Below are 25,156 nucleotides of genomic sequence, written 5' to 3' on the forward strand. Positions count from 1 at the left end.
AAAAGGTTAAGAACGAATGAAAAAACTATTTTTGAGGTTACGTTTTAGAGTTTCACAGCAAGTTTGACACCTTGACGAATGGCACGAACCGCATCAAGTTCACCCGCATGATCTGCGCCACCAATAATGTGTAGCTTCTCTCCCAGCTCATGCCACTTGTCTTCAAACGGACGAACCGATTCTTGCCCTGCACAAATCACCACTTTATCCGCTTCTAGCAGTTCTTCTTTGCCATTTACATGAATGTGTAAGCCAGCATCATCAATCTTGTCGTACGACACCCCACCGTATAGGTGCACACCACGTTTCTCTAGCGTACGTTTATGAATCCAACCTGTGGTTTTGCCCGGCCCTTTACCAACACGCCCTTTACGACGTTGAAGCACCCATACTTCTTTATCGCTAACTGCATCAGGGTAAGGATACAAACCGCCCGGTTGAGACATCTCTTTATCAATGCCCCACTCATGCAGCCAATCATCTAATGTTTGACCTACTGGCTCGGTGATCATGGTCGCCACGTCAACACCGATACCACCAGCCCCAACAATCGCAACTTTCTCACCAACAGGCGTTTTATCTCGAATCAGTGTTTGGTAGTCGATCACTTTTTCTGGGTTATCAATACCATCAATTTTTACCTTGCGAGGTTCAACACCCGATGCCATGACGACTTCATCGTATTCGGTCAGCAAGTCGTAATTGGCTTCTGTCTCTAGGTGAAGATTCACACCCGTCTCTTCAATGCGGTTCGCAAAGTAACGGATGGTTTCGCGGAACTCTTCTTTGCCCGGGATCTGCATCGCTAAACGGAACTGGCCACCAATGCGATCGTTCTTCTCAAACAGATCCACTTTGTGCCCACGTTCTGCCAGCGTCGTCGCACAAGCCAAACCAGCAGGACCGGCTCCTACTACCGCAATGTTCTTCTTCTTGAATGCCTCTTCAACAACAATCTCCGTCTCGTAACACGCTAGCGGGTTAACTAAACAACTCGCTCTTTTGCCTTTGAATACATTGTCCAAGCATGCTTGGTTACAGCCAATACACGTGTTGATCAGTTGAGATTTTTCCTGCTCTGCTTTGGCAACAAAGTAAGGGTCAGCGAGGAATGGACGCGCCATCGAAACCATATCGGCATGGCCAGAAGAAAGAATTCGCTCGGCTTCATCTGGGGTATTGATACGGTTACAAGTAATGATTGGCACTGAGACGTGAGGTTTAACTTTTTCTGTCACCCAAGTAAATGCGCCACGAGGAACCTGAGTTGCAATGGTCGGAATACGCGCTTCGTGCCAGCCGATACCAGTATTGATGATGGTGACACCGGACTCCTCTAGCGCTTTTGCCAGCTCAATCACATCTTCAAACGTACTGCCCTGCTCGACCAGATCGAGCATGGAAAGACGGAAGATAATAATGAATTTTTCACCGACCGCCTTACGCACCGCTTTAACAATCTCAACCGGGAAGCGCATACGTTTTTTATAACTGCCACCCCAGTCGTCGTAACGCATGTTGGTACGTTTACATAAAAATTGGTTAATCAAATAACCTTCAGAGCCCATCAGCTCGACACCATCATAGCCCGCTAGCTGAGCCAGCTCGGCACTATTAGCGAAAGCTTCGATGGTCTTTTTGATTTGGCGCTCGCTCATTTCGCTTGGTGCAAATTTGGCGATAGGCGCTTTCATTCCCGAAGCGCTCTGCGCGAATGGGTGCATCGCGTAGCGTCCGGCATGGAGAATTTGTAGGGCTATTTTGCCGCCGTGTTTGTGCACCGCTTCAGTCACAACCTTATGTGCTTTGGCATGTTTTGGCTTACTGAATTCTGCACTCAAAGGATGTAATCGGCCACGTAGGTTTGGAGAGAAACCGCCCGTCACGATTAGACCTACACCGCCTTTGGCACGTTCTTCATAAAACGCCGCAAGCTTTTGTAGTCCTTCTTTGTGCTCTTCTAGACCAGTGTGCATTGATCCCATCAGGACGCGGTTTCGTAGCTGTGTAAAACCTAAGTCCAATGGCTTTAACAAATTTGGGTACATGGCAGACATCACTAAACATCCATTTTTATTGTTGTGGTCTGACCACAGTACGCCGCAAAAACCAAAAAATCAAACAGGCGTTTACATTTTTGCAACACAAGTCAATCTCACGTTAAAGTATGCCAATTGTTGAATTGCCGTGATAAGCTAAAAAAATTGTTATCTTTTGAGATCTTAGAGATAAGAACCCATACTTTGTAAGATTAGGGAATGACTATCTCGTTATGGAGACAAGATGAAAAAACTCTTCAAATTTATTGGTCTGATATTCAAGGGGATATGGAAAACCATCACCTTTGTCAGACTCGCGCTGATGAATCTGATCTTCTTAGTGATGATTGCCGTCTTCTACTTTGCCTTTACATACACTGGTGAAGGTCAGCCTACCGTCGATAAAGAATCGGCACTTGTGATGAACCTATCTGGTCCTATCGTAGAACAGCGACGTTATGTCAATCCTATGGATTCGGTAGCTGGCTCTATTCTGGGTAACGAAATCCCGAAAGAGAACGTGCTGTTCGACATCGTAGATACTATCCGTTATGCGAAAGATGACCCGAAAGTGTCGGGGTTGGTTCTAGCGCTTCGCGATATGCCAGAAACTAACCTGACGAAACTTCGTTACATTGCAAAAGCACTGAATGAGTTCAAAACTTCAGGCAAGCCTGTGTACGCAGTCGGTGATTTCTACAACCAAAGCCAGTACTACCTTGCAAGTTACGCAGATAAAGTCTTCCTAGCTCCAGACGGTGGCGTATTGATTAAGGGCTACAGCTCTTACTCTATGTATTACAAAACCTTGTTAGAGAAGTTAGACGTATCGACTCACGTGTTCCGCGTGGGTACTTACAAGTCAGCAATTGAACCATTCATCCGTGACGATATGTCGGATGCAGCAAAAGAGTCAGCAACGCGCTGGATCACTCAACTTTGGAGTGCGTTCGTTGATGACGTCGCAACCAACCGCAAGATCGACGCCAAAGTACTCAATCCGACTATGGATGAATTGCTTGCAGAGATGAAATCGGTAGATGGTGACCTAGCACAACTGGCCGTAAAAATGGGCTTAGTCGACGAACTGGCTACTCGCCAAGATGTACGTAAGCTGTTTGCGAAAGAGTTTGGTAGCGATGGTAAAGACAGCTACAACGCGATTGGTTACTACGACTACCTAGCGACCATGCGCCCTAATCTCGCGCCGTCAGAAAACGACATTGCAGTGGTCGTCGCAAGCGGCACAATCATGGATGGTCAACAACCACGCGGCACTGTTGGCGGCGATACAGTTGCAAGCCTACTTCGTCAAGCACGCAATGACGACAAAGTGAAAGCTGTTGTACTTCGCGTTGATAGCCCTGGTGGTAGCGCGTTTGCCTCTGAAGTCATTCGCAATGAAGTAGAAGCGCTGAAAGAAGCAGGTAAACCTGTGGTGGTTTCAATGTCGAGCCTTGCAGCATCTGGTGGTTACTGGATCTCGATGAGTGCAGATAAGATCGTTGCTCAACCAACGACTCTGACAGGTTCAATTGGTATCTTCAGCGTAATCACGACTTTCGAGAAAGGTTTCAACAAACTTGGCATCAGCACTGACGGTGTTGGCACATCTCCATTCTCTGGTGACGGCATCACGACGGGCCTCTCTACTGGCGCTTCTGAGGCGTTCCAATTGGGTATTGAGCACGGCTACAAACGCTTTATTTCTCTGGTTGGTTCAAACCGAGATATGTCATTAGACGAAGTCGATAAAGTGGCACAAGGTCGCGTTTGGACAGGCCAAGATGCACTGTCTTTCGGTCTAGTAGACCAAATGGGTGACTTCGATGATGCTGTGAAACTGGCAGCGAAACTTGCTGAAGTTGAAAACTACGAAATCTACTGGGTTGAAGAGCCTCTTTCACCAACTGAGCAATTCATTCAAGAATTCATGAATCAGGTGAAAGTCTCTTTGGGCATCGATGCTACGAGCTTTCTTCCAAAGAGCCTTCAGCCAGTCGCGCAACAGTTTGAACAAGACGCGAGCATGATGCAAAGCTTCAACGATCCAAAAGGTCAGTACGCCTTCTGTTTGAACTGCGAAGTGCAATAGCTTTCCCAGCTTAGCCAAAAAGGGGCATCTCTGTGCGAGATGCCCCTTTTTATTAGATGTCATTTCGCTATAATCCCCGCCACTGTTCCCCCTACATGAAATAAAGTAGAACGATGACTAGAAAACACATCTACATCGCTTACACCGGTGGCACCATCGGTATGCAAAAATCGGATCACGGCTACGTGCCTGTGGCTGGCTTTATGGAAAAACAACTAGCCAGTATGCCCGAGTTCCACCGACCAGAAATGCCGGAATACACCATTCATGAGTACGAGCCTCTGATCGACTCATCTGATATGACACCGGCAGACTGGCAGCAAATCGCAGACGACATCCGTGATAACTACGATAAATACGATGGCTTTGTGATTCTGCATGGTACTGACACCATGGCATACACAGCTTCTGCTTTGTCTTTCATGTTGGAAAACCTAGGTAAGCCAGTAATCGTAACAGGCTCACAAATTCCTCTAGCTGAACTGCGCTCAGACGGCCAAGCAAACCTGCTGAATGCACTGCATATTGCGGCAAACTACCCTATCAACGAAGTGACGTTGTTCTTCAACAATCAGTTGATGCGCGGTAACCGCAGCACTAAGTCTCATGCAGACGGTTTTAATGCCTTTACTTCACCAAACCTTCCACCACTATTGGAAGCGGGTATCAACATCCAAATCAGCAACAACATTGCTGTAGGTGAGCAACCAGAAGGTGAGTTCAAAGTACATAACATCACACCTCAACCTATCGGCGTGATCACCATGTATCCGGGCATTTCGCACGAAGTCATTCGCAATACACTTCGTCAGCCAGTTAACGCAATGATTCTACTGACATTTGGTGTGGGTAATGCCCCTCAAAATCCAGAATTACTTGGTCATTTAAAAGAAGCGTCTGAGCGTGGCGTTATCGTCGTGAACCTAACTCAGTGTTTGGCTGGTAAAGTTAACATGGGTGGTTACGCAACAGGCTGTGCTTTGGCAGATTCCGGCGTAATCAGCGGTTTTGATATGACACCAGAAGCGGCATTGGCAAAACTTCACTACCTTTTGAGCCAAGATTTGTCGTACGAAGAAATCAAGCAAAAGATGCAAGAAGTGTTGCGTGGCGAAATGAGCCTGTAAACGGTTATCTTCAACATCCGAAATACGAAAAAGCCCAATTTACAAAATTGGGCTTTTTACTTTGAAAGAGGCGTGTTGTTTAGTTCAAGTTTGGGTTCACTCGAACGATGTCTTGCTCTTCTCCACTGAATTGCTTCTTCAATTCTTGCTTAGATTTAAAGCTGATTTCGCCACCAGCAGCGACCGTCATGTGCTGCGCCTCGGTGTTATGTTTTGATTGATACAACATCACAGCTTGCATACATGAGTCTCGCTGCTCTTGGGAAAGTGGTGTACCCTCAGGCCATCTTCCTGTCTCTACTGCGTAAACCAATCGCTCATAGACTTCTGGAGTTATCGCATTTAATAATTGTTCTGCGTCCATAATGTACCTTCTTATTACATTCTATTTACAGAACATAACGGTATAGAAAGCAGAGTCAAGAGCTCGAAAATGAATTGGTGTAACGGATCACAAGCAAAACCATGAAACGAACATACTGGTTACTCGCAGGCCTTGCCAGCCTGACACTAACAGGTTGCTTCGAAGGCAACGTCACCACTGAAGAATTGTGCCAAAAGAACCCACAGCTTCGTTGTGAAAACTTGAATATGGACGATGGTCAATGTCGCATACCTCGTACCAATTTGGTTTGGCATCGCTTTGAGCTACTCAAAGATCCATCAGAAGCCAATCAAGTCATCGAATACGGGTTAGTTGCTGAGTATCGCAAATGTTTAGAACTCGCGTCACAGATCACTCCGATTGATCAAAGCGCGCTAAAACGTAAAAGATTTGATGCCTTGGTGCACAGCATTGATGAGCTGGATCGTATCGTCAATAACTTAAAAGGCTCTAATGACCCAGCAACACTTTACTTCTTGTGGTCTCAAACGGGTGACGACCAAGCACGTCGTCAGTTTTTACAAATGGAAGGCAAACCAGAGCTCAATACCGCAGAAATGCAGTACGCACTCGCCACCTTCTATACCAACCGCGATCCACAAAAGACATTAACATTACTTCATAATTCGCTATCGATGTCGAACGAAGACAACTTGAAACCAGAAATTTTGAAGTCATTGGCCAGCATTAACCAAGGTCTAGGTAACAAAGAACAGGCTTACTTATGGGCCATGGTTGCAAAGCGCTATGATGTCCCGCTTGCTGACGAGCAACAATTGCAACGCATGTTTAACTTTGCCGACCCAGAGAAATATGAGCAATTAGATGATCTGGCTAAATCTATATCTAAGGCAATAGATAAAGGGAATTATTCACCAAGGATGATCCCTAGCGATTTATAAAATAAAAAACTCCCGTTCATGTCGGAAGTTTTTTATTTCTACAGTAACGGTTCAGTATTTTATTAATTGAAAGGATGAAACATTCTTTCTACCAAAACTGGCGTTATTGATCGGATTTGTTGAAAATTAACGACACCGAGTTGACACAAAAACGCTCACCCGTTGTTTGCGGTCCATCTTCAAAAACGTGACCTAAATGGCTGTCACAAGTGGCACATCGAATCTCAGTTCGGACCATTCCGTGACTCAAATCCTTGAGATAACGCACCGCAGAGTCGTTAATCGGGGCATCGAAACTCGGCCAACCACAGCCAGAGTCATACTTGTTATCGGAGATAAATAGAGGGGTGTTGCAACAGGTACAGGCATACACACCTGTCTCTTTATTATGAAGCAGTTTACCGGAGAACGGAGGCTCTGTGCCTTGCTCGCGACAGACGCGAAACTCTTCCTCAGAGAGCTGCTCGCGCCACTGTTCATCGGACTTCGTTACTTTTCTTCCGCTTTGTTCTACCAATTTCTGTTCCTTATTTCTTATTTTTGGCAATGACTTTTTTAGCAAAAAACTTGCTTCTCGTAACAGTTGTAGCACATACTTTCTCACCAGGACACCATGTGTAATTAATTTGATACGAGTTCTTATCTCGAAAGTTATATTACGCCAACTGGAATGTAGAATAACCAGTTAAAAGTTTAAAAAACGAGCATTTGCGAAGAATTGTTAAAAAAAGCGTCGCTTTTTTTTGACTTTAAACAAGTTAAGTCCGATTATCTGTTGCAGATGTTTACTGGATTTTGTAATTTTACTACCAGTTATCTTTAATCAGAAATTAAGTTGTGGAGCAACTATAATGACTATCAAAGTAGGTATTAACGGTTTTGGCCGTATCGGTCGTTTCGTATTCCGTGCAGCGCAAGAGCGCAACGACATCGAAGTTGTAGGTATTAACGACCTTATCGACGTAGATTACATGGCATACATGCTTAAGTACGACTCAACTCACGGCCGTTTCAACGGTACTGTTGAAGTTGAAGGCGGTAACCTAATCGTTAACGGTAAAACTGTACGTGTAACTGCAGAGCGCAACCCAGAAGACCTAAAATGGGACGCAATCGGTGTTGACGTAGTAGCTGAAGCAACTGGTCTTTTCCTAACTGACGAGACTGCACGTAAGCACATCACTGCTGGTGCGAAGAAAGTTGTTCTAACTGGTCCTTCAAAAGACGCTACTCCAATGTTCGTAATGGGCGTTAACCACGCTACTTACGCTGGTCAAGACATCGTTTCTAACGCTTCTTGTACTACTAACTGTCTAGCGCCTATCGCTAAAGTTCTTAACGACAAGTTCGGTATCGAATCTGGTCTTATGACTACAGTTCACGCTACTACAGCAACTCAAAAAACTGTAGACGGTCCTTCTGCTAAAGACTGGCGCGGTGGTCGTGGTGCTTCTCAAAACATCATCCCATCATCAACTGGTGCTGCTAAAGCTGTAGGCGTTGTTCTTCCTGAACTAAACGGCAAACTAACTGGTATGGCTTTCCGCGTACCAACAGCTAACGTTTCTGTAGTTGACCTAACAGTTAACCTAAAAGAAGGCGCATCTTACGAAGCTATCTGTGCAGCAATGAAAGAAGCTTCTGAAGGCGAACTAGCTGGCGTACTAGGCTACACTGAAGACCAAGTTGTTTCTCAAGACTTCATCGGTGAAGTTCAAACTTCAGTATTCGATGCTAAAGCTGGTATCGCTCTAACTGATAACTTCGTTAAAGTTGTATCTTGGTACGACAACGAAATCGGTTACTCAAACAAAGTTCTAGACCTAATCGCTCACATCTCTAAGTAATTAGACAGTTAGCAATTAGCGAATAACTTCGTTAAAGAAAAGGCGGCTCTAGAGTCGCCTTTTTTGTATCTGGAATTTGAGAGAATATAAAATCGATATAACATCTGTTCTGCAAGTATCGACAACGCTCTCCCCCAGCTATAGGAAATAACACATGGATTTAAAAACTCTCCCAGCACTCACTGTGTTATCTGACAATGTCACTATCGTTGAAGTTGATCAGGTTAAAGTCGTTCGCGTTATTCATGAGAAAGCAACGGCAGGTATCGCGCTACACGGTGGTCATGTCGTGTCGTTCACACCAGCAGGCCAAGAAGACCTAATCTGGATGAGCGAAAAAGCAATCTTTGATGGCAAAGCGGCACTTCGTGGTGGTATTCCTGTTTGTTGGCCTTGGTTTGGCCGCATCGCAGCGCCAGCTCATGGTTTTGCGCGCACAGCAGAATGGGAATTGGTTGAACATCGTGAGAACGACAACGGCGTGATCGTCGAACTTGCTCTCTTCCCAACCGAAGAAACTCACGACATCTGGCCACATATGTTTGATGCTCGTCTTGTTGTTGAAATCAGCGACGAGCTAAAGGTGACATTGAAAGTCACCAACATTGATGATGCAGAGTGGACATTCTCAGGTGCACTACACACATATCTAAACGTTGGTGATATCAAACAAGCACAAATAACAGGTATGGGACCTGAGTACATTGACAGCTTAAAAGAAGGTGAAATCTGCCAAGGCGGTGATGTCCTTCAACTAACTGATACCATCGACCGTGTTTACACTCAGCCAGAAGCGCAAATCTTGGTGAAAGACCCAGTGTTAGATCGCACGTTGAGCGTTGAAAACCAAGGCCATAACTCAGCAGTGTTGTGGAACCCTTGGGCACAAGGCGCACAAGGCATGGGGGACATGGCAGACAACGGCTACGAAACCATGATGTGTGTTGAATCGACAGTGCATGCGCCAAGTATCGAGCAAGGCAAGACGTTACAGCCAGGTGAGACACATGAACTTATCACTGTGATTTCAGCGCAATAATCCAGTTTAAAGGCCGGTTCACCCGGCCTTTTTTACATTTCCAAAGCACAACACAAGAATCACTCATGCCATACTAAGGCCAACCACAACGAGTCGAGATAATGGTGTAACGATGAAATACCGCATTTATTCAATATCGCTTCTTACGAGCTTATTGTTTGGCTGTGCCAACACTGAGGTCTCGTTACAAGCCGAAAAGAACGTCGCCGAATACAAGCAATTGTCTCCAACACGATATCAAGTCTATTGCCCCACCGGAATCTGCCGCTTCCAAGTTTCTGCGAACCAGAAAACAGCAATAAGCATTGAGATGTTCTATGCCGAAAATAAACCGTTCAAGAAGATTGAGGGGCTGACCTACGACAATCAAAATCAATATCCGACGTCGAATGTTTTTACTCTTCCCGTAAAATCAGACAACGAGAGAATATCTGTGCAAGTCATCGACTATTACAGATAACCCCACTCCGTTATCGCTTTGAATAACGAATAATCGATTCTCGATAAAGTGAAAGCAGTGTATCGCTTTTCACACCGATCCCAACGTTTTGCGCGGAGAAAGCGCTCCACTCATCGTGCATGTATTTGCGTTGATCCGTTTTCTGAATCGTCATCCCTTCGGCAGGTCCATCAGTCACTACTCGGACGGCACCACTGCGCAAAGTAAACATCTCAGGATCAATGACATACGCAATCGCAGAAGGATCATGGACATGGCAACCATCCATTCCAACCTTCTCGGAGTAAAACTTCAAATAGTAGCGGCTCACATCCCAAATGAACTGCCCTACTTCTCCTGCATCCTCTCGCAGTTGGTCTAGGTATTGCCCCGTAAAGAAGCTCTCTTCCGTAACATCCAAACCGATGATGACGACTGGCCACGAAGCCGTGAATACCTTATCGGCGGCATGAGGGTCGTCATGAATGTTTGCTTCCGCAAATGGCGTAACATTGCCTCGATGATCGTTCTCACCAAAAGCGCCGCCCATTACAACCACTTCCTTAACCAAGTTAACGATTTCTGGGTCTGCTTCCAAAGCGAGCGCAAGGTTAGTTAAAGGGCCCACGGCCACCAAGGTGATTTCTCCCGGTTCTGCTCTAACGCTGTCGATGATGAACTGATAGGCAGGCGTATCAATGGCACTTACATCCAGTGCGCTCGGCGCTTTCACATCACCAAAGCCCGCTTCACCGTGCACGACAACCGTTGCTCCAACCGGCGCTTTTACTAAAGGCTTCTCCGCACCTTTCGCAACCAAGGCTTTCATACCAAACTTCTGTTTTAGGTAAAGGGCGTTTTGCGTCGCGTTGTCTATCGTTGCATTACCATAAACGGTTGTAATGGCCATAAGGTCGATATCAGGATGGGCTTCAGCAAAAAGAATGGCCATCGCATCATCGATGCCAGGATCTGTGTCTAGGATGATTTTCTTTGTCATATCAGCTTCTATTAAACGCTTGGAAAGTCCCAACAATACCTATAAAAAACAAGGATAAACGTGACCAAAGCCGAAGGTATGAGCTTTCTTTTAGTCGCTGCTCCTCACCACTGCTTTAACCAAACAAATGAAACTTTCACCCATTAGCATCCAATTCATTGGTGGCTCAACTTACTCAACCTTATTTGGTCATTTCATTTCTGCAATAAAATCACCCAGTCAGCGGTCATTTGTTATCTAAGCTATTGGTTGCTCTTATTTTTTGACAATTAACTTAATAAATATCAAAAAAACTCGTCATATAAATCGCTAGCATGCCGATACAACATTTATAACATCTATCAATAATCAGGAAAGACACTACATGCTAGACAAATATCGGAATCAAAGTGTCGGTTTCCAGCTCAAACTGGTCATCACACTGTGTCTGCTTATTGCATTTTCAAGCATTGCTGCGCTTGTTTATCAAAACGCTTCAAACGTACTTTTAGAAAACACGCTGAAAGAACATCAATCTAAAGTGGAATCGATGGCAAAAACCATTGCAGGCCAGTTCAATGCTTATCTGCACACGGCAGAAGTTTTGGAATCAACCTTCCGTAATGGTTATTTGGCGGGTGTCTATGTCGAGAGTTACAACGTCGACTTTCAAGGTCACCAAGTACCAAACATCACCCAATACAGCGAAAGCTTGATTGGTGACACTAAGTTAGTTGACAGCTTCACTCGTGACACTGGCGCTGTTGCGACCCTGTTTGCTCCAATGGGCAACGACTTCATTCGCGTCGCTACTTCACTAAAAGATCCTCAAGGTAAAAGAGCACTTGGCACTACATTGGGGCTTAACCACCCGGGTTACCAAAAGCTTAAAAACGGCCAACCTTACTATGCGCAAATCAAACTTTATGGTGAGCGCTACATCACCTACTACGCACCTTTAAAAGACGCGAATGGTAAGGTCAACGGTATCTCATTCATTGGTTTACCTGTTGAGCGCGCGACCCAAGATCTATTCAGCTCGCTACAAAGCGTAAAATGGGGTGACACTGGTTACACCATCATTCTGGATAACGAAAAAGACAACCAAGGTCATTACCTTCTTCACCCAAAACACGAAGAGAGCGATCCACCGATTCAAGAAGTGTCTGACTACAACGGCAACAAGCCTTTCTACCAACTTTTCGAACAAGAAAGTGGCTTAATTCGCTACCCATTTGAGTACCAAGGTACCGTGGGTGAAAAGTACCTGGTTTACACTCAAGTACCAGGTTGGAACTGGAAACTCTTAGGTGGCACTTTCATCAATGAAGTCACCAAAGGTAGCCAAGCTTTACTTCAACTGATTGCGACGATTTCTCTCATTGTGGCAGCGGCCACTTTTGTGGTGCTTACTCTTGTTCTTAATCGAACGCTAAATCCACTCACTGTTTTGAATGGCTACATGAACCGTTTGGCAAAAGGTGAAGTGAGTATTGATATTCCTGCGTCAGGTAAAGCATCGAAAAACGAAATCATTAACTTGAACAACGGCGTTGCCAATATGGCGGGACAGTTGAACGAGTTGGTTGGTCAAATTCGCTCGACTAGCGACCAAGTTGAAAGTAACTCGACCAGCGTTGTGGATGATGCAAACCGTAACTTAATGCAATCCGATCTTCAGCAAGAGCAGGTAGAGCAAGTGGTAACTGCAATTGAAGAGATGGCTTCGTCTGCTCAATCTGTCGCTCAACAAGTTGAACAAATTGCCGAAAATGTTCGCTCTGCAAACACTGACAGCCAATCTGGGTTAGAAGTCGTTGAAGGCGTTTGTATTGATGTTGCACAGTTAAATGATCAACTAGACCAATCTGCGGCAGCCATCGAACAAGTGAACCGTGACAGCGAAAGCATCCAAACCGTGACGAAAATGATTGATGAGATCGCAGAGCAAACCAACCTACTGGCGCTTAACGCGGCTATTGAGGCTGCACGTGCAGGTGAACAAGGCCGCGGCTTTGCTGTAGTGGCAGACGAAGTGCGAACCCTTGCTCATCGTACTCAGACCTCAGTGAAAGATGTCGTGGAGATCATCGAGAAACTTAAAGGCTCCACCAGCAATGCCGTAAGCATGATGACGGAAAGCCAGCAAAACGCGAATAAGGTATTGGATAAAGCACAAGAAGCAGGCACCGCACTGGAAGCTATTGCTGGACAAGTTCAGTCGATTGCGTCCCAAGCTGATGCTATTGCTGCAACCTCAGAGGAACAAGCACAAGTTTCTCAAGAGATTGCCGCAAACGCACACTCTATTAGCGAATTGAACCGCGAAAGCCGCGATACCAGCGCTAAAACATCGCAAAGCGCAACCGAGCTACAGCAGCAAGCGCAAAACTTGAAACAGCAAGTGGATTTCTTCCACTAACCCTCCAATAAAACCAATGAAAGAGCCGATAATTCGGCTCTTTTTTGTTTCGCTTGCCGCATCCCTTTTTGATAGAATTTGCCGCCCTACTTCCTGTCCAGAGATCGTCATGAACTATCAATGTCCTCTATGTCACCAACCTCTTGAGCTAACAGCAAAGACGTTTAAGTGTGAAAACAACCATCAGTTTGATTTAGCAAAAGAAGGCTACGTCAACTTGATGCCAGCGCACCACAAACGCTCAAAAGATCCAGGTGATAACAAAGAGATGATGCAAGCACGTCGTCGCTTTTTAGAAGGCAATCATTACGATCCGATGCGCCAAGAAGTAGCAAGCCTATGTGCCAAATACACCGAAGGCACAAGCCATCAATTGTTGGATATTGGTTGCGGCGAAGGCTACTACACAGACCAAGTTCAGCAGTCTCTGCACTCACAAAATGAAGAAGCGACGGTGTATGGCCTAGATATTTCTAAAGTCGCCATTCGTTTCGCGTCTAAGCGCTACCCAAATTGTGATTTCAGCGTGGCATCAAGCCATCGCTTGCCGTTTGCAGAGCAATCTCTAGACGCGATTTTACGTATCTACGCTCCGTGTAAAGCAGAAGAGCTACAACGTGTGATTAAAGACAACGGTGTTGTTATCACAGTCACGCCGGCAGGCCGTCACTTGTACCAGTTCCGTGAACGTATCTACCAAGAGATACGTTTGCACAGCGAAGAGCCAGAGAACATTGAAGGGTTTGAACTGGAGCATCAACAAAAGCTCAACTACACCATGGACTTAAAAGACGGCGTCGCATTCGACCTACTGCAAATGACACCATTTGCATGGAAAGCCAGCGACGAGCTTCGCGAAGAGCTAAAGTCATCTACACTTTTCCAATGTGAGGCTGACTTTATGTTGCGCGTTTACCGTAAGAAATCGAATCAATCTGAGAATGAAGCATAAAATGTAACGCTAATTATTCTCATTAACATTGATTCATTTATCAGCCTCCATTAATATCATTCGGACATTTTTGGAGGCTTTTTAATGCGCTTTTCTACACTAAGTCTGATTTTTGCAGGCTTGCTTACTGGCTGTGCTTCAAATGCACCGACCGCTCCCAACGCCGCAACTGACGACGTAACAAGTTTCTACGACTACCAGCTTCATGCCCCTTCCGGTGAAGCCATCTCAGTCAACCAGCTAACCCCAGCCCTACAACAAGCCGACATAATTTTGATTGGTGAATGGCACACACACGCTGGTATCCACCGCTTTCAAACCGACATGCTAAAGCAGTTGTCTTCTGCTAGTCGCCCTCTTGCGCTTTCAATGGAGCAGGTCACACGCGACAAGCAAGCCATCTTAGATTCATACCTAAACGGCGAAATTGGTGAGCAATACTTTATGAAGCAAAGTAATGCTTGGCCAAACTACGAAAGTGATTACCGCCCGCTGGTTGAGTTTGCCAAGCAAGCTGATATTCCCGTGATTGCCGCAAATGCGCCGAAAAATATTGTGCGTTGCATTGGCCGCCAAGGCATCGATTACCTAGATAAGCTCGACAGCGATGAGCGCGTTTTTGTCGCAGACGAAGTCAACACAGCAAACAGCCCATACAAAGAGAAGTTCATGGCATCCATGCACCACGGCAAGCCAGAGCAGACCGAGAAGCAATACGCAGCTCAGGTTACATGGGATGAGACCATGGCAGAATCCATCGTTAAATACCTAGAGAAACATCCGGGTACTCAAGTCGTTCACGTCGCGGGCAAATTCCATACTGAAGGCGGTTTAGGGACAGCGGCTTCTATCTTGAATCGTAACCCAGATTTAAACGTTGTCGTCATTACCCCTACTGCAGACATCACCTCAGACGGTTCGGATTACCAACTAGAAGTCCTTGCGCCACCGGTGCGTTACGTACAAGACGCAAACCGCATGGCCGCGTACAAGCACCTTGCTAAGCGCAATAGCGATCTTCAATGTAAGTAATCAGAAAAATCCGACCACGCCTTTAGATAAATAGGTCTGCTTTTTGCTTTAGTTTCCGAATAGTGACAGGAAGCGGCAAAAACAGACCTATTTTTGTTCTGATTGATTCAAGAAATAACGTTTGCCGTCGATATAGATATAACTGCTTTTTACCTGCACTCATGAAGGAGTGTCGTTGTTCGAAGGGGTAACAGATGAATCCAGTAGGAAGCAATTCAGTTAATACATACGCTGCTCAACAAAACAAAGTTGAGCAAGCAAAAAAGGCAGAGCAAACTACCGACGCAGCGCCACTAAAGGTTGAACAAAACAAAGTGACGCTTTCTTCTGAAGGAAAAGCGCTGCTTGCCGCTCTACAGCAAATCGACCATGAGAGTAAAAAGGTCGAAGCGGAAAACAAAACCGTTGGCGATAAGGTTGAATCTTTTGCACATGGCGCTCTCGGTATGGACCATCCAGATACTATCGAAGAAGAGGAAGACGGCTCATACTCGGCAGGCCAATATCTTTCAGCTGCACTGACCGTTGGCGGCATTATTCTGGCTCTTGTTTAACCTCACCCGCGTTAAGCAAGAGTTTCTTTCGTTACGATAACCATCCTCATTTGAACGCGTTTTTTGCTCCAGTCCATAATGGTCGACGATTCATTATTGGACGATGGACTATGAAAAAGGCTTTTCAATCTCGCCCTTCTTCAACTCAATTTCTCCATTTTCCCATTAAGTACGGCCGATAAGTTCGCGCCCGACGAATCCCAAATTTCACAGAATTATCTCGATTATGCTGCTGCGTAAGGCGAGTTCTGTTTGCTGTTCATCATTTGTCTTTAGAAGGGCAAGAGGAGTTGCCACTCTATTCAGACAACATGGTGAGAGCAAAACTGGCCAAACTTGGTTTTGAAAAGGCTTCCATGCCCTCTTCAATCGAGTTTGCTCATCGTGACCCAAAGCCCTGCTTACGCGGTGTAGCTTTAGCTCATGACTTTCGACTCCTAAACTTAACTCAAAGCCCACTTCTGTGGGCTTTTCTTATTTCAAGGCCTGTTAACCTTTCGAGCTTATTTTGCAGCAGTTTGTAGGTTGTTTATACAAGGCGGACGTTAAGAATAGTTGGGTGTCCCATCGAACAAAATTCAACCACGAAGGAGCAACAGCCCCTAGACTTAGTGAATAGAAGTGACTTCCACATGAACCTTTTATGACGGTAGCATTTCTGCAATAAATCCTTGTTTTAATTCGAGCGCTTTTATAAATAAGGAATATACAATGAAGCACTTAGTGACCCCAATCGTAACCGCAGTAGCGGCATCCACACTTTCTTTCAGTGCGCTCTCTGCAGAAATCAAAAACGTCATCTTGATGATTGGCGATGGCATGGGCCCTCAACAAGTTGGCTTGTTAGAGACCTACGCCAATCATGCACCAAACTCTATCTACAAAGGCGAAACCACCGCACTATACAAACTGGCACAAGAAGGAGTAATCGGCTCCTCTTTGACAAACCCAGAAGACGCCATCGTTGTGGATTCTGCTTGTTCAGCAACCATGCTTGCGACTGGCATTCCGACCGCTTCTGAAGTGATTGGAATCGATAGCCAAGGCAACCACGTTGAAACAATTTTGGAAAAAGCGAAAGCAAAAGGGAAAGCAACTGGCTTGGTTTCAGACACCCGCATGACGCACGCGACACCTGCCGCTTTTGCCTCTCACCAACCTCACCGCTCGTTGGAAAACAGTATCGCCGTAGACATGCTAGAGACCGGAGTAGATGTGATGCTTTCTGGCGGCCTTCGTCATTGGATTCCTAAATCGACCAACGATAAAGGCGACACTTACAAGCAACTTGAGCACCTGACTCAAGGTGACGTCTACCTAAAATCAAAACGTAAAGATGAGCGAAACCTTCTGACAGAAGCGCAGCAACAAGGTTACAGCCTCGCGTTTAACCGCAACATGCTTGAACAAGCAAAGGGCGAAAAAGTACTGGGACTCTTTGCTTATTCCGGCATGAATGATGGCATAGCGTACAGCCACAGCAAAGACGATCCGAAACGTACCCAACCATCGTTAAAAGAAATGACCGAGAAAGCGTTGGATGTCCTCTCAAAGGATAAAGATGGCTTCTTCTTGATGGTGGAAGGCGGTCAAATTGACTGGGCAGGACACAGTAACGATGCAGGCACCATGCTGCATGAATTGATCAAGTTTGATGAAGCGGTAAATACAGTTTATGAATGGGCAAAAGGTCGCGAAGACACTCTTGTTATCGTCACTGCCGATCATGAAACTGGTTCTTTTGGATTCAGTTACTCATCAGCAGATTTACCAAAACCAGAAAAGCGCAGTGGCGAAGCATTTGCGAACCGCGATTACGCACCCAACTTCAACTTTGGCCAGTTTGATATTCTCGATGGCCTCTACAATCAAAAGCAAAGCTACTACGGCATGATCAGTGAGTTCCAGAAACTCGATGAAGCTGCACAGACGCCTGAAAAGTTGGCTGAAATTGTCAATGCGAGCAGCGACTTCTCCATCACACCAGAGCAAGCAGCGCGCGTATTAGCAAGCAAACCTAACCCTTACCGCCTCGCAAGCCACAAGTATTTGAGTGAAGAGAATGTCCCAGCGGTCAATGACTTTGACGCCTTCTTCCCATACAACGACCGTGGCAACTTGTTAGCTCGTGAGCAAGCAACCAAACAAAACACAGTCTGGGGAACAGGTACACACACGCATACTCCGGTAAACGTTTTTGCATGGGGGCCAGCTGGTACCATTCTTCCAGTTTCGAAAATCATGCATCACTCACAGCTGGGTGAATACCTGATTCAACAAATCAAATAATCCGTAATGTGCACTTACTTTCATCTTTTGGTGAAACCTTCACGCCCTCACTAGAGGGCGTTTTTTTACATAGAAACGGTTGACGCCCCGCACTCAACGTTCCAATATCTGCGGGTTATTTATAAATACGATCAATACCATGTGCGAAATATTTGCTAAGCAACCTCAGGAAAACTACCAATTTATCACCCGCTCTATCCGTATCGATGGCCATGCTACGAGCGTGAAACTAGAGTCCAGCTTTTGGCTGATCTTAGAAGAGATCGCTTCTGCACAAGAGATGACGGTGCCGAAGTTCATCAGTACAGTTTACCAAGAAGCGTTGGAGCATAATGGTGAAGTAAACAACTTTGCCTCCTTGTTGCGTTGCGCTTGTCTAACGTATGCACGCCAGCCTCAAGAGACCATGGCACAAGCGTTGAACGAACTGCATTAAACAAAACACTCACACCTCCCCCGACGTTCATTGTCGTACCTGAGTACTACCTATTGCGCGCGAAAACTGACTACTCTAAGCGCACAATTAAGGAGTACTCATGACAAAAATGATTCATACCATGATCCGCGTAAGCGATCTGGAGCGTTCTCTTAAGTTTTATCAAGGCGCACTTGAGCTAGAAATCAAAGACCAATACGTATTCGACGGCTTTTCTCTTACCTACCTAGCGAACCCAGAAACAGGGTTTGAGCTGGAACTGACGCACAATCACGACCAAAGTGAACCTTACACACACGGCACAGGTTACGGCCACCTTGCTGTAAGTGTGGAGGATATTGCGGCGACACATCGACGCCTTAACTCATTGGATATTGAAACCAGTGACATCAAAGTCTTTGACCATCAGGAAAAGCACTTAGCAACCTTCTTCTTCATTACCGACCCAGACGGCTACAAAATTGAGTTCTTGCAGCGTCAAGGTCGCTATCTCTGATAGTAACTTCTGTCCCAACAGGAACGGCCACTATCCCCTTTAATAACAACAAAGAAGCAAACACAACTATGATTCATTTAACTGCTGCATTTCACGCAAAACCTGACTGCGTATCTCAACTAAAACAAGCATTAGAAATGATGCTAGAGCCAACTCGAAATGAGACTGGCTGTGTGCGTTATCACTTGTTCCAAGACAAAAATGACCCAAGCCAATTCTTATTCCAAGAGCAGTTTGCAGACCAAGCCGCGTTTGACGAACACTGCAAAACAACGCATTTCCAGACTCTGCTGAGTGAGATTGATGGTTTACTTGCCAGTGAGCCAAAAATCACGTTCTTGGATGAGCTGTAATCTTTACTGCTAAACCGATAAAAAAGGCGCTCAAATTGAGCGCCTTTTTGTTGATTTTGGATTCAAGTAAAAGAAATTTATGCTTCTTTCTTTTCCACCATGTGCAAGTGCACATCTTGTTGTGGGAATGGAATCGAAATGCCTTCACGGTCGAAGCGCAGTTTCACTTCTCGGGTCACATCCCAGTAAACATCCCAGTAGTCATCCGTTTTAACCCAAGGACGAACAATGAAGTCAACTGAAGAAGTGTTCAGCGTATGAAGCTTGATCATTGGCTCTGGAGAACGAAGTACTGAAGGGTGAGAAGTCACGATATCTGCCAATACTTCTTCTGCTTTTAGCACGTCATCTGAGTAACCAATACCAAAAACCATATCGACACGGCGAATGCGCTCATGTGTCACGTTCTTAATCACGTCACCCCAAATCTTGCTGTTTGGCACGATGATGATTTGGTTATCGAAAGTACGGATTGTAGTGTTCACCAAGCTCATATGGCTTACCTTACCGTCTACACCACCTGCATAAACAAAGTCACCGACATCAAACGGACGGTAGATCAGTAGCATCATACCCGCAGCGAAGTTTGAGAGCGTATCTTGTAATGCGAAACCGATGATCACACCAGCAATACCGAAACCAGTCAGGATTGGAGCAAGGTTAAGGCCGATTTGAGATAGGCCAACCATGATACCGATGATCCACACGGCTTTGCCTGACATCGAGATAAAGAAGTCTTGCATCAAGTGTGACAGCTTCAAGTTCTTCGATGCCACCGTCTTGCTAACCACTTTACGCGTTAGCTTCGCCAGTGCGCGGGCAATCAGCAGGATCAGAGCAAACACAAACAACTGGAAGATGTGCTGTGGTGCGTTTTCAGCAAACCAATCCACCATTGAGTTCGACCAATGGCTCAAGATAGACAGAATTACTTTAGTGTTCAGCAAATCATGCGTGATGCTACCTGTCACCTCAAAGATCTGACGCTTGTATTCCGATGTTTCTAGGCCAACTTTATCGCCAATAGTAATCAGATTGCGTAAGCTCTCTGTCGCGATATTTAGTCGTTGTTTTAGAATCAGTTGGCTTAGCTGCAGAGACGCTTTTTCTGACTCTGGGCTAGAAGAAATTTGTGAGCCGATGATTTCACTTTGCTGATTCAAGTACTCAATCGACGCAGACAGCAAGCGCATGCGCTTATCAACGTTGTCTTTGAATGCAGCTTCCGCATCTTCATCTTGCACACCGAGTGTTTTCAGCCAGTTCAGGTTTTGCCAGCTTGATTCGTAGCTTACGTCCAAGTACTGCTGCAATTCACGATAGCTGTTGACTAAAGACAGTTTGTCTTCGTCTTTTGCAGTATTGATTTCTTCATTGAGCGTTTTGACTTTGTCATCTAGGTAAACGACCGCGCCTTCTGAATACTTCTCTTGAGTTTGAACAAGCTCAATCAGCTTCTCATGAGGAATCGACTTGTTGCTGATTGCTGTCGCAAGGCGACTGCGCAGCTCTTCATTTTTTTGGAACAGCTGCAGTTGCAAGGCATCACGCTCATCGCCACTGGCTTGTTTTAAGCTTTCAGACAAATCGATGATGTCTTGGTTGATGTTATCGATCGCTTTTTCAGCGGCAGAAACCTTTGGTACTTCTACGACCGTTTCTGTGCTTTCTGTTGCTCGAACCACAAAGGAACTCATGGTCAAAGCAAACGCCATAAATAACACCACAAATGGTGTAAAACGCACTTTTAGGGGGGATAGTAACGTCATTTTTACCTCGTAAGAGACAATCTTGATCGGGGTGACCAAGCGCCGGAATGTAAATCCTTGAAATTAGATGCTCTAAGTTTACAACACGAATCCGCAAACCGAGCAGCATTTAGTAAATTATGCGTCAAAGTTCCTACAGCGGATCCAAATTTTCTAAATCTAAATATGGAATAGCAGTTGCCACTTCTTCTGTATTCTTCGCTTAACTCAGCACAAAGTCTGTGCGACAGCCCAAACAACGAGTCACAAAATCAACGACTATAAAAATCTCTGCTACGTTTAATTGGCAGTCAAAACTGTCTTATGAACACCAATCACTACTGATAACAAGCGCAATTGTTTCAATAAGATAAGGGATTTCACATGCCTCTTCATAAAAAATCGACCGTCCGTGGCTCTATTCTCGATGACGTGTACTCATCGAAAGATCTTTCCGTTGTTATGCCCAAGTATCGTATTCCAGATGAAGAACACTCGCCGGAACATGCTTACCAAGTGGTACACGATGAGCTGATGCTCGACGGCAACTCTCGCCAGAACCTCGCTACATTTTGCCAAACTTGGGTAGAAGAAGAAGTACACAAGTTGATGGATGAGTGCATCGACAAAAACATGATCGACAAAGATGAGTACCCCCAAACGGCTGAAATCGAATCTCGTTGTGTTCACATGTTGGCAGACCTTTGGCATGCACCAGACGCTGAAAATCCGATGGGATGTTCTACGACGGGTTCCAGTGAGGCAGCCATGCTCGGCGGTATGGCTCTGAAATGGGCATGGCGTGAAAAAATGAAGAAGCAAGGCAAGCCGACTGACCGCCCTAACCTCATTTGCGGCCCCGTTCAGGTGTGCTGGCACAAGTTCGCTCGTTATTGGGATATCGAACTGCGTGAAATTCCGATGCAAGGCGATCGCCTAATCATGACGCCAGAAGAAGTGATTAAACGCTGTGATGAAAACACCATTGGTGTCGTTCCAACTCTTGGGGTGACTTTTACATGTCAGTATGAACCTGTAAAAGCCGTGCATGAGGCTTTAGATCGACTCCAAGCGGAAACGGGGTTAGACATCCCAATCCATGTCGATGGTGCAAGTGGTGCGTTCCTCGCTCCTTTCTGCGATCCAGATTTAGAATGGGATTTCCGTCTACCACGAGTGAAATCGATCAACGCTTCTGGACATAAGTTTGGTCTATCGCCGCTAGGCGTTGGGTGGGTGGTTTGGCGAGATGCGGATGCGTTGCATGAAGATCTGATCTTCAACGTTAACTATCTCGGTGGGAACATGCCAACTTTTGCCCTCAACTTCTCCCGTCCTGGTGGTCAAATCGTTGCTCAGTACTACAACTTCCTTCGTCTCGGTAAAGAGGGATACCGAAAGATCCACCAAGCCTGTTACGACACCGCTCGATATCTAGCAGAAGAGGTCGAGAAGATGGGTATGTTCAAGATTATCTACGACGGGCACGGCGGGATACCTGCACTGAGTTGGTCACTCAAAGAAGACGCGAATCCGGGCTTCAACCTCTATGATCTCTCAGATCGCATTCGATCAAGAGGTTGGCAGATCGCCGCTTACGCCATGCCAGCAGAACGCGAAGATCTGGTGATCATGCGCATTTTGGTTCGCCACGGATTTAGCCGCGACATGGCCGATCTTTTGATTGCCGATTTACAACACTGCGTCGACTTCTTTGCCAAACATCCAATTGTTAACGGCAGTGATGCAGACGAATCGAGCAACTTCAATCACGGTTAACGCTCTCACCTTACACGCAAGAGCGAGGAATATGGGTTGTACCTCGCTCTGCCACTCACTAGGTAACAGGTGACACTATGTCTTTTCTCTTTAGTTACTTGTCAGAAAACCCATTCGTTTTTCTCTTTTTATCTCTAGCCATTGGTTATCCACTTGGCCGATTGACCTTTAAAGGTGTTAGCTTAGGTACAACCGCCGGCACGTTAGTCGTTGGTGTAGCTCTAGCGTTAACTTCCTTTTCTGTTTACGGACTAAAAATTGAAGAACCGGGCTTGGTGTCAGACATCTTTTTGATGATGTTCATGTACGCCATCGGGATGAAAGTCGGACCGCAATTCTTCTCTGGGTTAGCACGGGGCGGCATCGACTTTGTGGTTATTGGACTCATTGTGGTCTTTAGCAACTTCGCGATTGTGGTGATCGGCGCAAAATTAATGGGGCTAGAACCGGGCTATGCGGCTGGCATCATTTCCGGGAGTTATACTGTGACCGCCGTAATGGGCGTTGCACAATCTGCAATAAGCTCGGGAGCCTTTACTCCTCCAGAAGGCATGAGTATTGATCATGTCAGTGCCAACATCGCCGCCGGATACGCAATCAGTTATGTGCTCTCAACCGTCTTAATCATCCTATTTATTAAGTACCTTCCTTCCCTATTTGGTATCGATCCCGTTAAAGCGGGCAAAGACGCTGAAGCAGAATACTCCACTGGAGACGACAACGAAAAATTGCCAAGTACTTTTGGCTTTTCCGATGTCGGCGTACTCCCGATTGATGTGAGAGCCTACAAAGTTTCGCACCAAGAGCTCGTCGGACGTTCAGTTCAAGAGTTGTATCAGAAGTTCCCGGATGCTGCGGTACTGAAAGTAGTTCGAGGAGACCAAGTCATTGATGCTTCTGACAATCCAACACTTGAGTTAAATGATGTGATTGGCATTCGAGGGGAATATCATGTGCTGATTGCCGAAGGCGAGGCAGACATCGGTAACGAAGTCGACGAACCAAGAGCAAGAAACGTAGATATCGAAGTGGCTGATATCCACGTAGGCAAATCCGAACATGCTGGGAAAACGGTCGCACAATTGCATGCTGAAGTGGGCTTTGGCGTTTATTTCAAAGCAATATTTCGACAAGGCCACCAGCAACCTTTATTGCCGCAAACTAAGGTCGAAGTCGGCGATGTTGTACGAATTGCAGGCTCCCAATGGTGTGTCGAGCAAACCGCCTCTAAACTCAATAGCGTTCCGATTGTAGAGAGCACGGTCACTGAAACCTTCTACCTTGCCCTCTCCCTTCTTATTGGCTATGTCTTTGGCCATTTGAGTGTCACCGTTGCTGGCATTCCATTTGCGTTAGGTACGTCAGCAGGCTGCATGTTAACGGGAATCGTCTTTTCCTTTTTGCGAACCCGTAACCCAAGCTTTGGCGGCCCGATGAGCGAAGGCGCGAGAAGCTTTTTGCAAGACATCGGTCTAAACCTATTCGTTGCGGTATTGGCGGCAACTGTAGGGCCGAAAATCTTAGCGTCATTCCAAGGCATCATCGTCATTAAGATTGCACTCTTGGGTGTGACCGCCGCACTCGTACCACCTCTGTTAGCTTGGTTATACGGCTTGTATTTCCGCAAGATGAATCCTGCGATTTTAGCCGGAGCCTGCGCTGGTGGTCGCAATAGCACGCCGGCAATGAAAGGGGCTCAAGATTCCAGCCACAGTGACATGCCCGCCATTGGCTACCCTGTACCTTATGCGCTGACCTCTGTCTTGGTGCTGATATTAGGTTACATCGCTATGGTCATCAGCTAACCCATCATGCGTTAATCCGTGACGAGTGAACAAAGAGCAGTTTTAGCGGGATGAACTATGATTGAATCGTAACAGTTCAAAACGGATAGCAGATAGCTAACACAATAATGAGTAAGGAGAAATTATGGGCTTTCTATCTTGGATTATTCTAGGTTTGATTGCAGGTGCACTGGCTAAGTGGTTGATGCCCGGTAACGACGGAGGCGGCTGGATTGCCACTATGGTGCTCGGTATCGTAGGTGCTTTTGTTGGTGGTTTCTTAGGAAGCTTTGTGGGCCTTGGCGGTGCAGACGGCGTAAACATCGGCAGTATCGTCACCGCTACTTTAGGTGCTTTCGTTATATTGTTTGTCTATAACCGTTTCTTAAAAGGTTGAGCACTTTTACTTCATCCAATAACAAACAAGCCTTTCATATTGAAAGGCTTGTTTACGTTCGG

The 25,156-nt window shown here is 45.8% G+C and carries 22 protein-coding genes; 17 read left to right on the forward strand and 5 right to left on the reverse strand.

The annotated features are described in order from the left end of the window. Window positions 1–44: 44 nt before the first annotated feature. Entirely contained in the window at window positions 45–2,057 is a 2,013-nt protein-coding gene (locus KIT90_RS09450) for an NADPH-dependent 2,4-dienoyl-CoA reductase (protein ID WP_045480694.1), read from the reverse strand. Window positions 2,058–2,283: 226 nt separating this feature from the next. Here KIT90_RS09450 and sppA point away from each other — a divergent pair, with 226 nt between their 5' ends. Both sppA and ansA read left to right on the forward strand, forming a co-directional pair. Then, on the forward strand, window positions 2,284–4,134 hold the full coding sequence (sppA, locus tag KIT90_RS09455) for a signal peptide peptidase SppA (RefSeq protein ID WP_285376447.1): 1,851 nt from the start codon (window positions 2,284–2,286) through the stop codon (window positions 4,132–4,134). A gap of 113 nt (window positions 4,135–4,247) precedes the next feature. Next, window positions 4,248–5,261, forward strand: a complete 1,014-nt coding sequence (ansA, locus tag KIT90_RS09460; RefSeq protein ID WP_199454943.1) for an asparaginase — start codon at window positions 4,248–4,250, stop codon at window positions 5,259–5,261. A gap of 79 nt (window positions 5,262–5,340) precedes the next feature. Here ansA and KIT90_RS09465 read toward each other — a convergent pair whose 3' ends face one another. Beyond that, window positions 5,341–5,625 (reverse strand): YeaC family protein, encoded by a 285-nt coding sequence (locus KIT90_RS09465; RefSeq protein ID WP_009707311.1) that lies wholly within the window; start codon window positions 5,623–5,625, stop codon window positions 5,341–5,343. A 101-nt stretch (window positions 5,626–5,726) separates the two neighbouring features. Here KIT90_RS09465 and KIT90_RS09470 point away from each other — a divergent pair, with 101 nt between their 5' ends. Beyond that, window positions 5,727–6,548 carry a DUF2989 domain-containing protein gene (locus KIT90_RS09470; RefSeq protein WP_020195691.1) on the forward strand — a complete coding sequence of 274 codons (822 nt, stop codon included), beginning with the start codon at window positions 5,727–5,729 and terminating at the stop codon, window positions 6,546–6,548. A gap of 103 nt (window positions 6,549–6,651) precedes the next feature. Here the strand turns inward: KIT90_RS09470 and msrB are convergent, their stop codons facing one another. Next, a complete protein-coding gene (gene msrB / locus KIT90_RS09475) occupies window positions 6,652–7,065 on the reverse strand; it encodes a peptide-methionine (R)-S-oxide reductase MsrB (RefSeq protein WP_005439736.1) in 414 nt (137 codons plus the stop codon). A gap of 334 nt (window positions 7,066–7,399) precedes the next feature. Between msrB and gap the strand changes: the two genes are divergently transcribed. From gap to KIT90_RS09490, 3 genes are all read left to right on the forward strand, one after another. Next, a complete protein-coding gene (gap, locus tag KIT90_RS09480) occupies window positions 7,400–8,395 on the forward strand; it encodes a type I glyceraldehyde-3-phosphate dehydrogenase (protein WP_005452046.1) in 996 nt (331 codons plus the stop codon). Window positions 8,396–8,549: 154 nt separating this feature from the next. Further along, the gene (locus KIT90_RS09485; RefSeq protein WP_285376449.1) at window positions 8,550–9,434 is read left to right on the forward strand and encodes a D-hexose-6-phosphate mutarotase; all 885 of its coding nucleotides are present in this window, start codon (window positions 8,550–8,552) and stop codon (window positions 9,432–9,434) included. Between the two features lie 112 nt (window positions 9,435–9,546). Then, a complete protein-coding gene (locus KIT90_RS09490; RefSeq protein WP_039986861.1) occupies window positions 9,547–9,894 on the forward strand; it encodes a hypothetical protein in 348 nt (115 codons plus the stop codon). Between the two features lie 10 nt (window positions 9,895–9,904). On the opposite strand, the gene KIT90_RS09495 is transcribed toward KIT90_RS09490, so the two are convergent. Then, complete coding sequence (locus KIT90_RS09495) at window positions 9,905–10,873, reverse strand: nucleoside hydrolase (protein WP_285376450.1); 969 nt, start codon at window positions 10,871–10,873, stop codon at window positions 9,905–9,907. A gap of 364 nt (window positions 10,874–11,237) precedes the next feature. On the opposite strand from KIT90_RS09495, the gene KIT90_RS09500 reads away from it, so the two are divergent. The 8 genes from KIT90_RS09500 (at window position 11,238) to KIT90_RS09535 (ending at window position 19,386) form a co-directional block, all read left to right on the forward strand. Then, window positions 11,238–13,274, forward strand: coding sequence for a methyl-accepting chemotaxis protein (locus KIT90_RS09500; protein WP_009707317.1), 2,037 nt, complete (start codon window positions 11,238–11,240; stop codon window positions 13,272–13,274). A gap of 109 nt (window positions 13,275–13,383) precedes the next feature. After that, window positions 13,384–14,226, forward strand: coding sequence for a 23S rRNA (guanine(745)-N(1))-methyltransferase (rlmA, locus tag KIT90_RS09505; protein WP_285376451.1), 843 nt, complete (start codon window positions 13,384–13,386; stop codon window positions 14,224–14,226). A gap of 84 nt (window positions 14,227–14,310) precedes the next feature. Continuing rightward, window positions 14,311–15,258, forward strand: a complete 948-nt coding sequence (locus KIT90_RS09510) for a ChaN family lipoprotein (RefSeq protein ID WP_285376452.1) — start codon at window positions 14,311–14,313, stop codon at window positions 15,256–15,258. Between the two features lie 194 nt (window positions 15,259–15,452). After that, window positions 15,453–15,812: a hypothetical protein gene (locus KIT90_RS09515; protein WP_038896095.1), complete on the forward strand. Its 360-nt coding sequence runs from the start codon at window positions 15,453–15,455 to the stop codon at window positions 15,810–15,812. A 711-nt stretch (window positions 15,813–16,523) separates the two neighbouring features. Beyond that, window positions 16,524–18,101, forward strand: coding sequence for an alkaline phosphatase (locus tag KIT90_RS09520; RefSeq protein ID WP_285376453.1), 1,578 nt, complete (start codon window positions 16,524–16,526; stop codon window positions 18,099–18,101). A 139-nt stretch (window positions 18,102–18,240) separates the two neighbouring features. Next, window positions 18,241–18,537: a ribbon-helix-helix domain-containing protein gene (locus tag KIT90_RS09525; protein WP_005439764.1), complete on the forward strand. Its 297-nt coding sequence runs from the start codon at window positions 18,241–18,243 to the stop codon at window positions 18,535–18,537. 100 nt (window positions 18,538–18,637) lie between these two features. Beyond that, the gene (locus tag KIT90_RS09530) at window positions 18,638–19,033 is read left to right on the forward strand and encodes a VOC family protein (RefSeq protein WP_285376454.1); all 396 of its coding nucleotides are present in this window, start codon (window positions 18,638–18,640) and stop codon (window positions 19,031–19,033) included. 68 nt (window positions 19,034–19,101) lie between these two features. Further along, the gene (locus tag KIT90_RS09535) at window positions 19,102–19,386 is read left to right on the forward strand and encodes a putative quinol monooxygenase (RefSeq protein ID WP_285376455.1); all 285 of its coding nucleotides are present in this window, start codon (window positions 19,102–19,104) and stop codon (window positions 19,384–19,386) included. 77 nt (window positions 19,387–19,463) lie between these two features. Here KIT90_RS09535 and KIT90_RS09540 read toward each other — a convergent pair whose 3' ends face one another. Next, a complete protein-coding gene (locus KIT90_RS09540) occupies window positions 19,464–21,155 on the reverse strand; it encodes a mechanosensitive ion channel domain-containing protein (protein WP_039842444.1) in 1,692 nt (563 codons plus the stop codon). Between the two features lie 363 nt (window positions 21,156–21,518). Between KIT90_RS09540 and KIT90_RS09545 the strand changes: the two genes are divergently transcribed. The 3 genes from KIT90_RS09545 to KIT90_RS09555 all read left to right on the forward strand — a co-directional run bounded on the left by KIT90_RS09545 (window position 21,519) and on the right by KIT90_RS09555 (window position 25,094). Continuing rightward, window positions 21,519–22,913 carry a glutamate decarboxylase gene (locus KIT90_RS09545; RefSeq protein WP_009707323.1) on the forward strand — a complete coding sequence of 465 codons (1,395 nt, stop codon included), beginning with the start codon at window positions 21,519–21,521 and terminating at the stop codon, window positions 22,911–22,913. Window positions 22,914–22,990: 77 nt separating this feature from the next. Beyond that, window positions 22,991–24,718 carry an aspartate:alanine exchanger family transporter gene (locus KIT90_RS09550; RefSeq protein WP_285376456.1) on the forward strand — a complete coding sequence of 576 codons (1,728 nt, stop codon included), beginning with the start codon at window positions 22,991–22,993 and terminating at the stop codon, window positions 24,716–24,718. Window positions 24,719–24,842: 124 nt separating this feature from the next. Then, window positions 24,843–25,094, forward strand: a complete 252-nt coding sequence (locus tag KIT90_RS09555; RefSeq protein ID WP_005439775.1) for a GlsB/YeaQ/YmgE family stress response membrane protein — start codon at window positions 24,843–24,845, stop codon at window positions 25,092–25,094. Window positions 25,095–25,156: the final 62 nt, after the last annotated feature.

This window comes from Vibrio sp. B172a, assembly GCF_030248355.1.
Lineage (GTDB): Bacteria > Pseudomonadota > Gammaproteobacteria > Enterobacterales > Vibrionaceae > Vibrio > Vibrio owensii.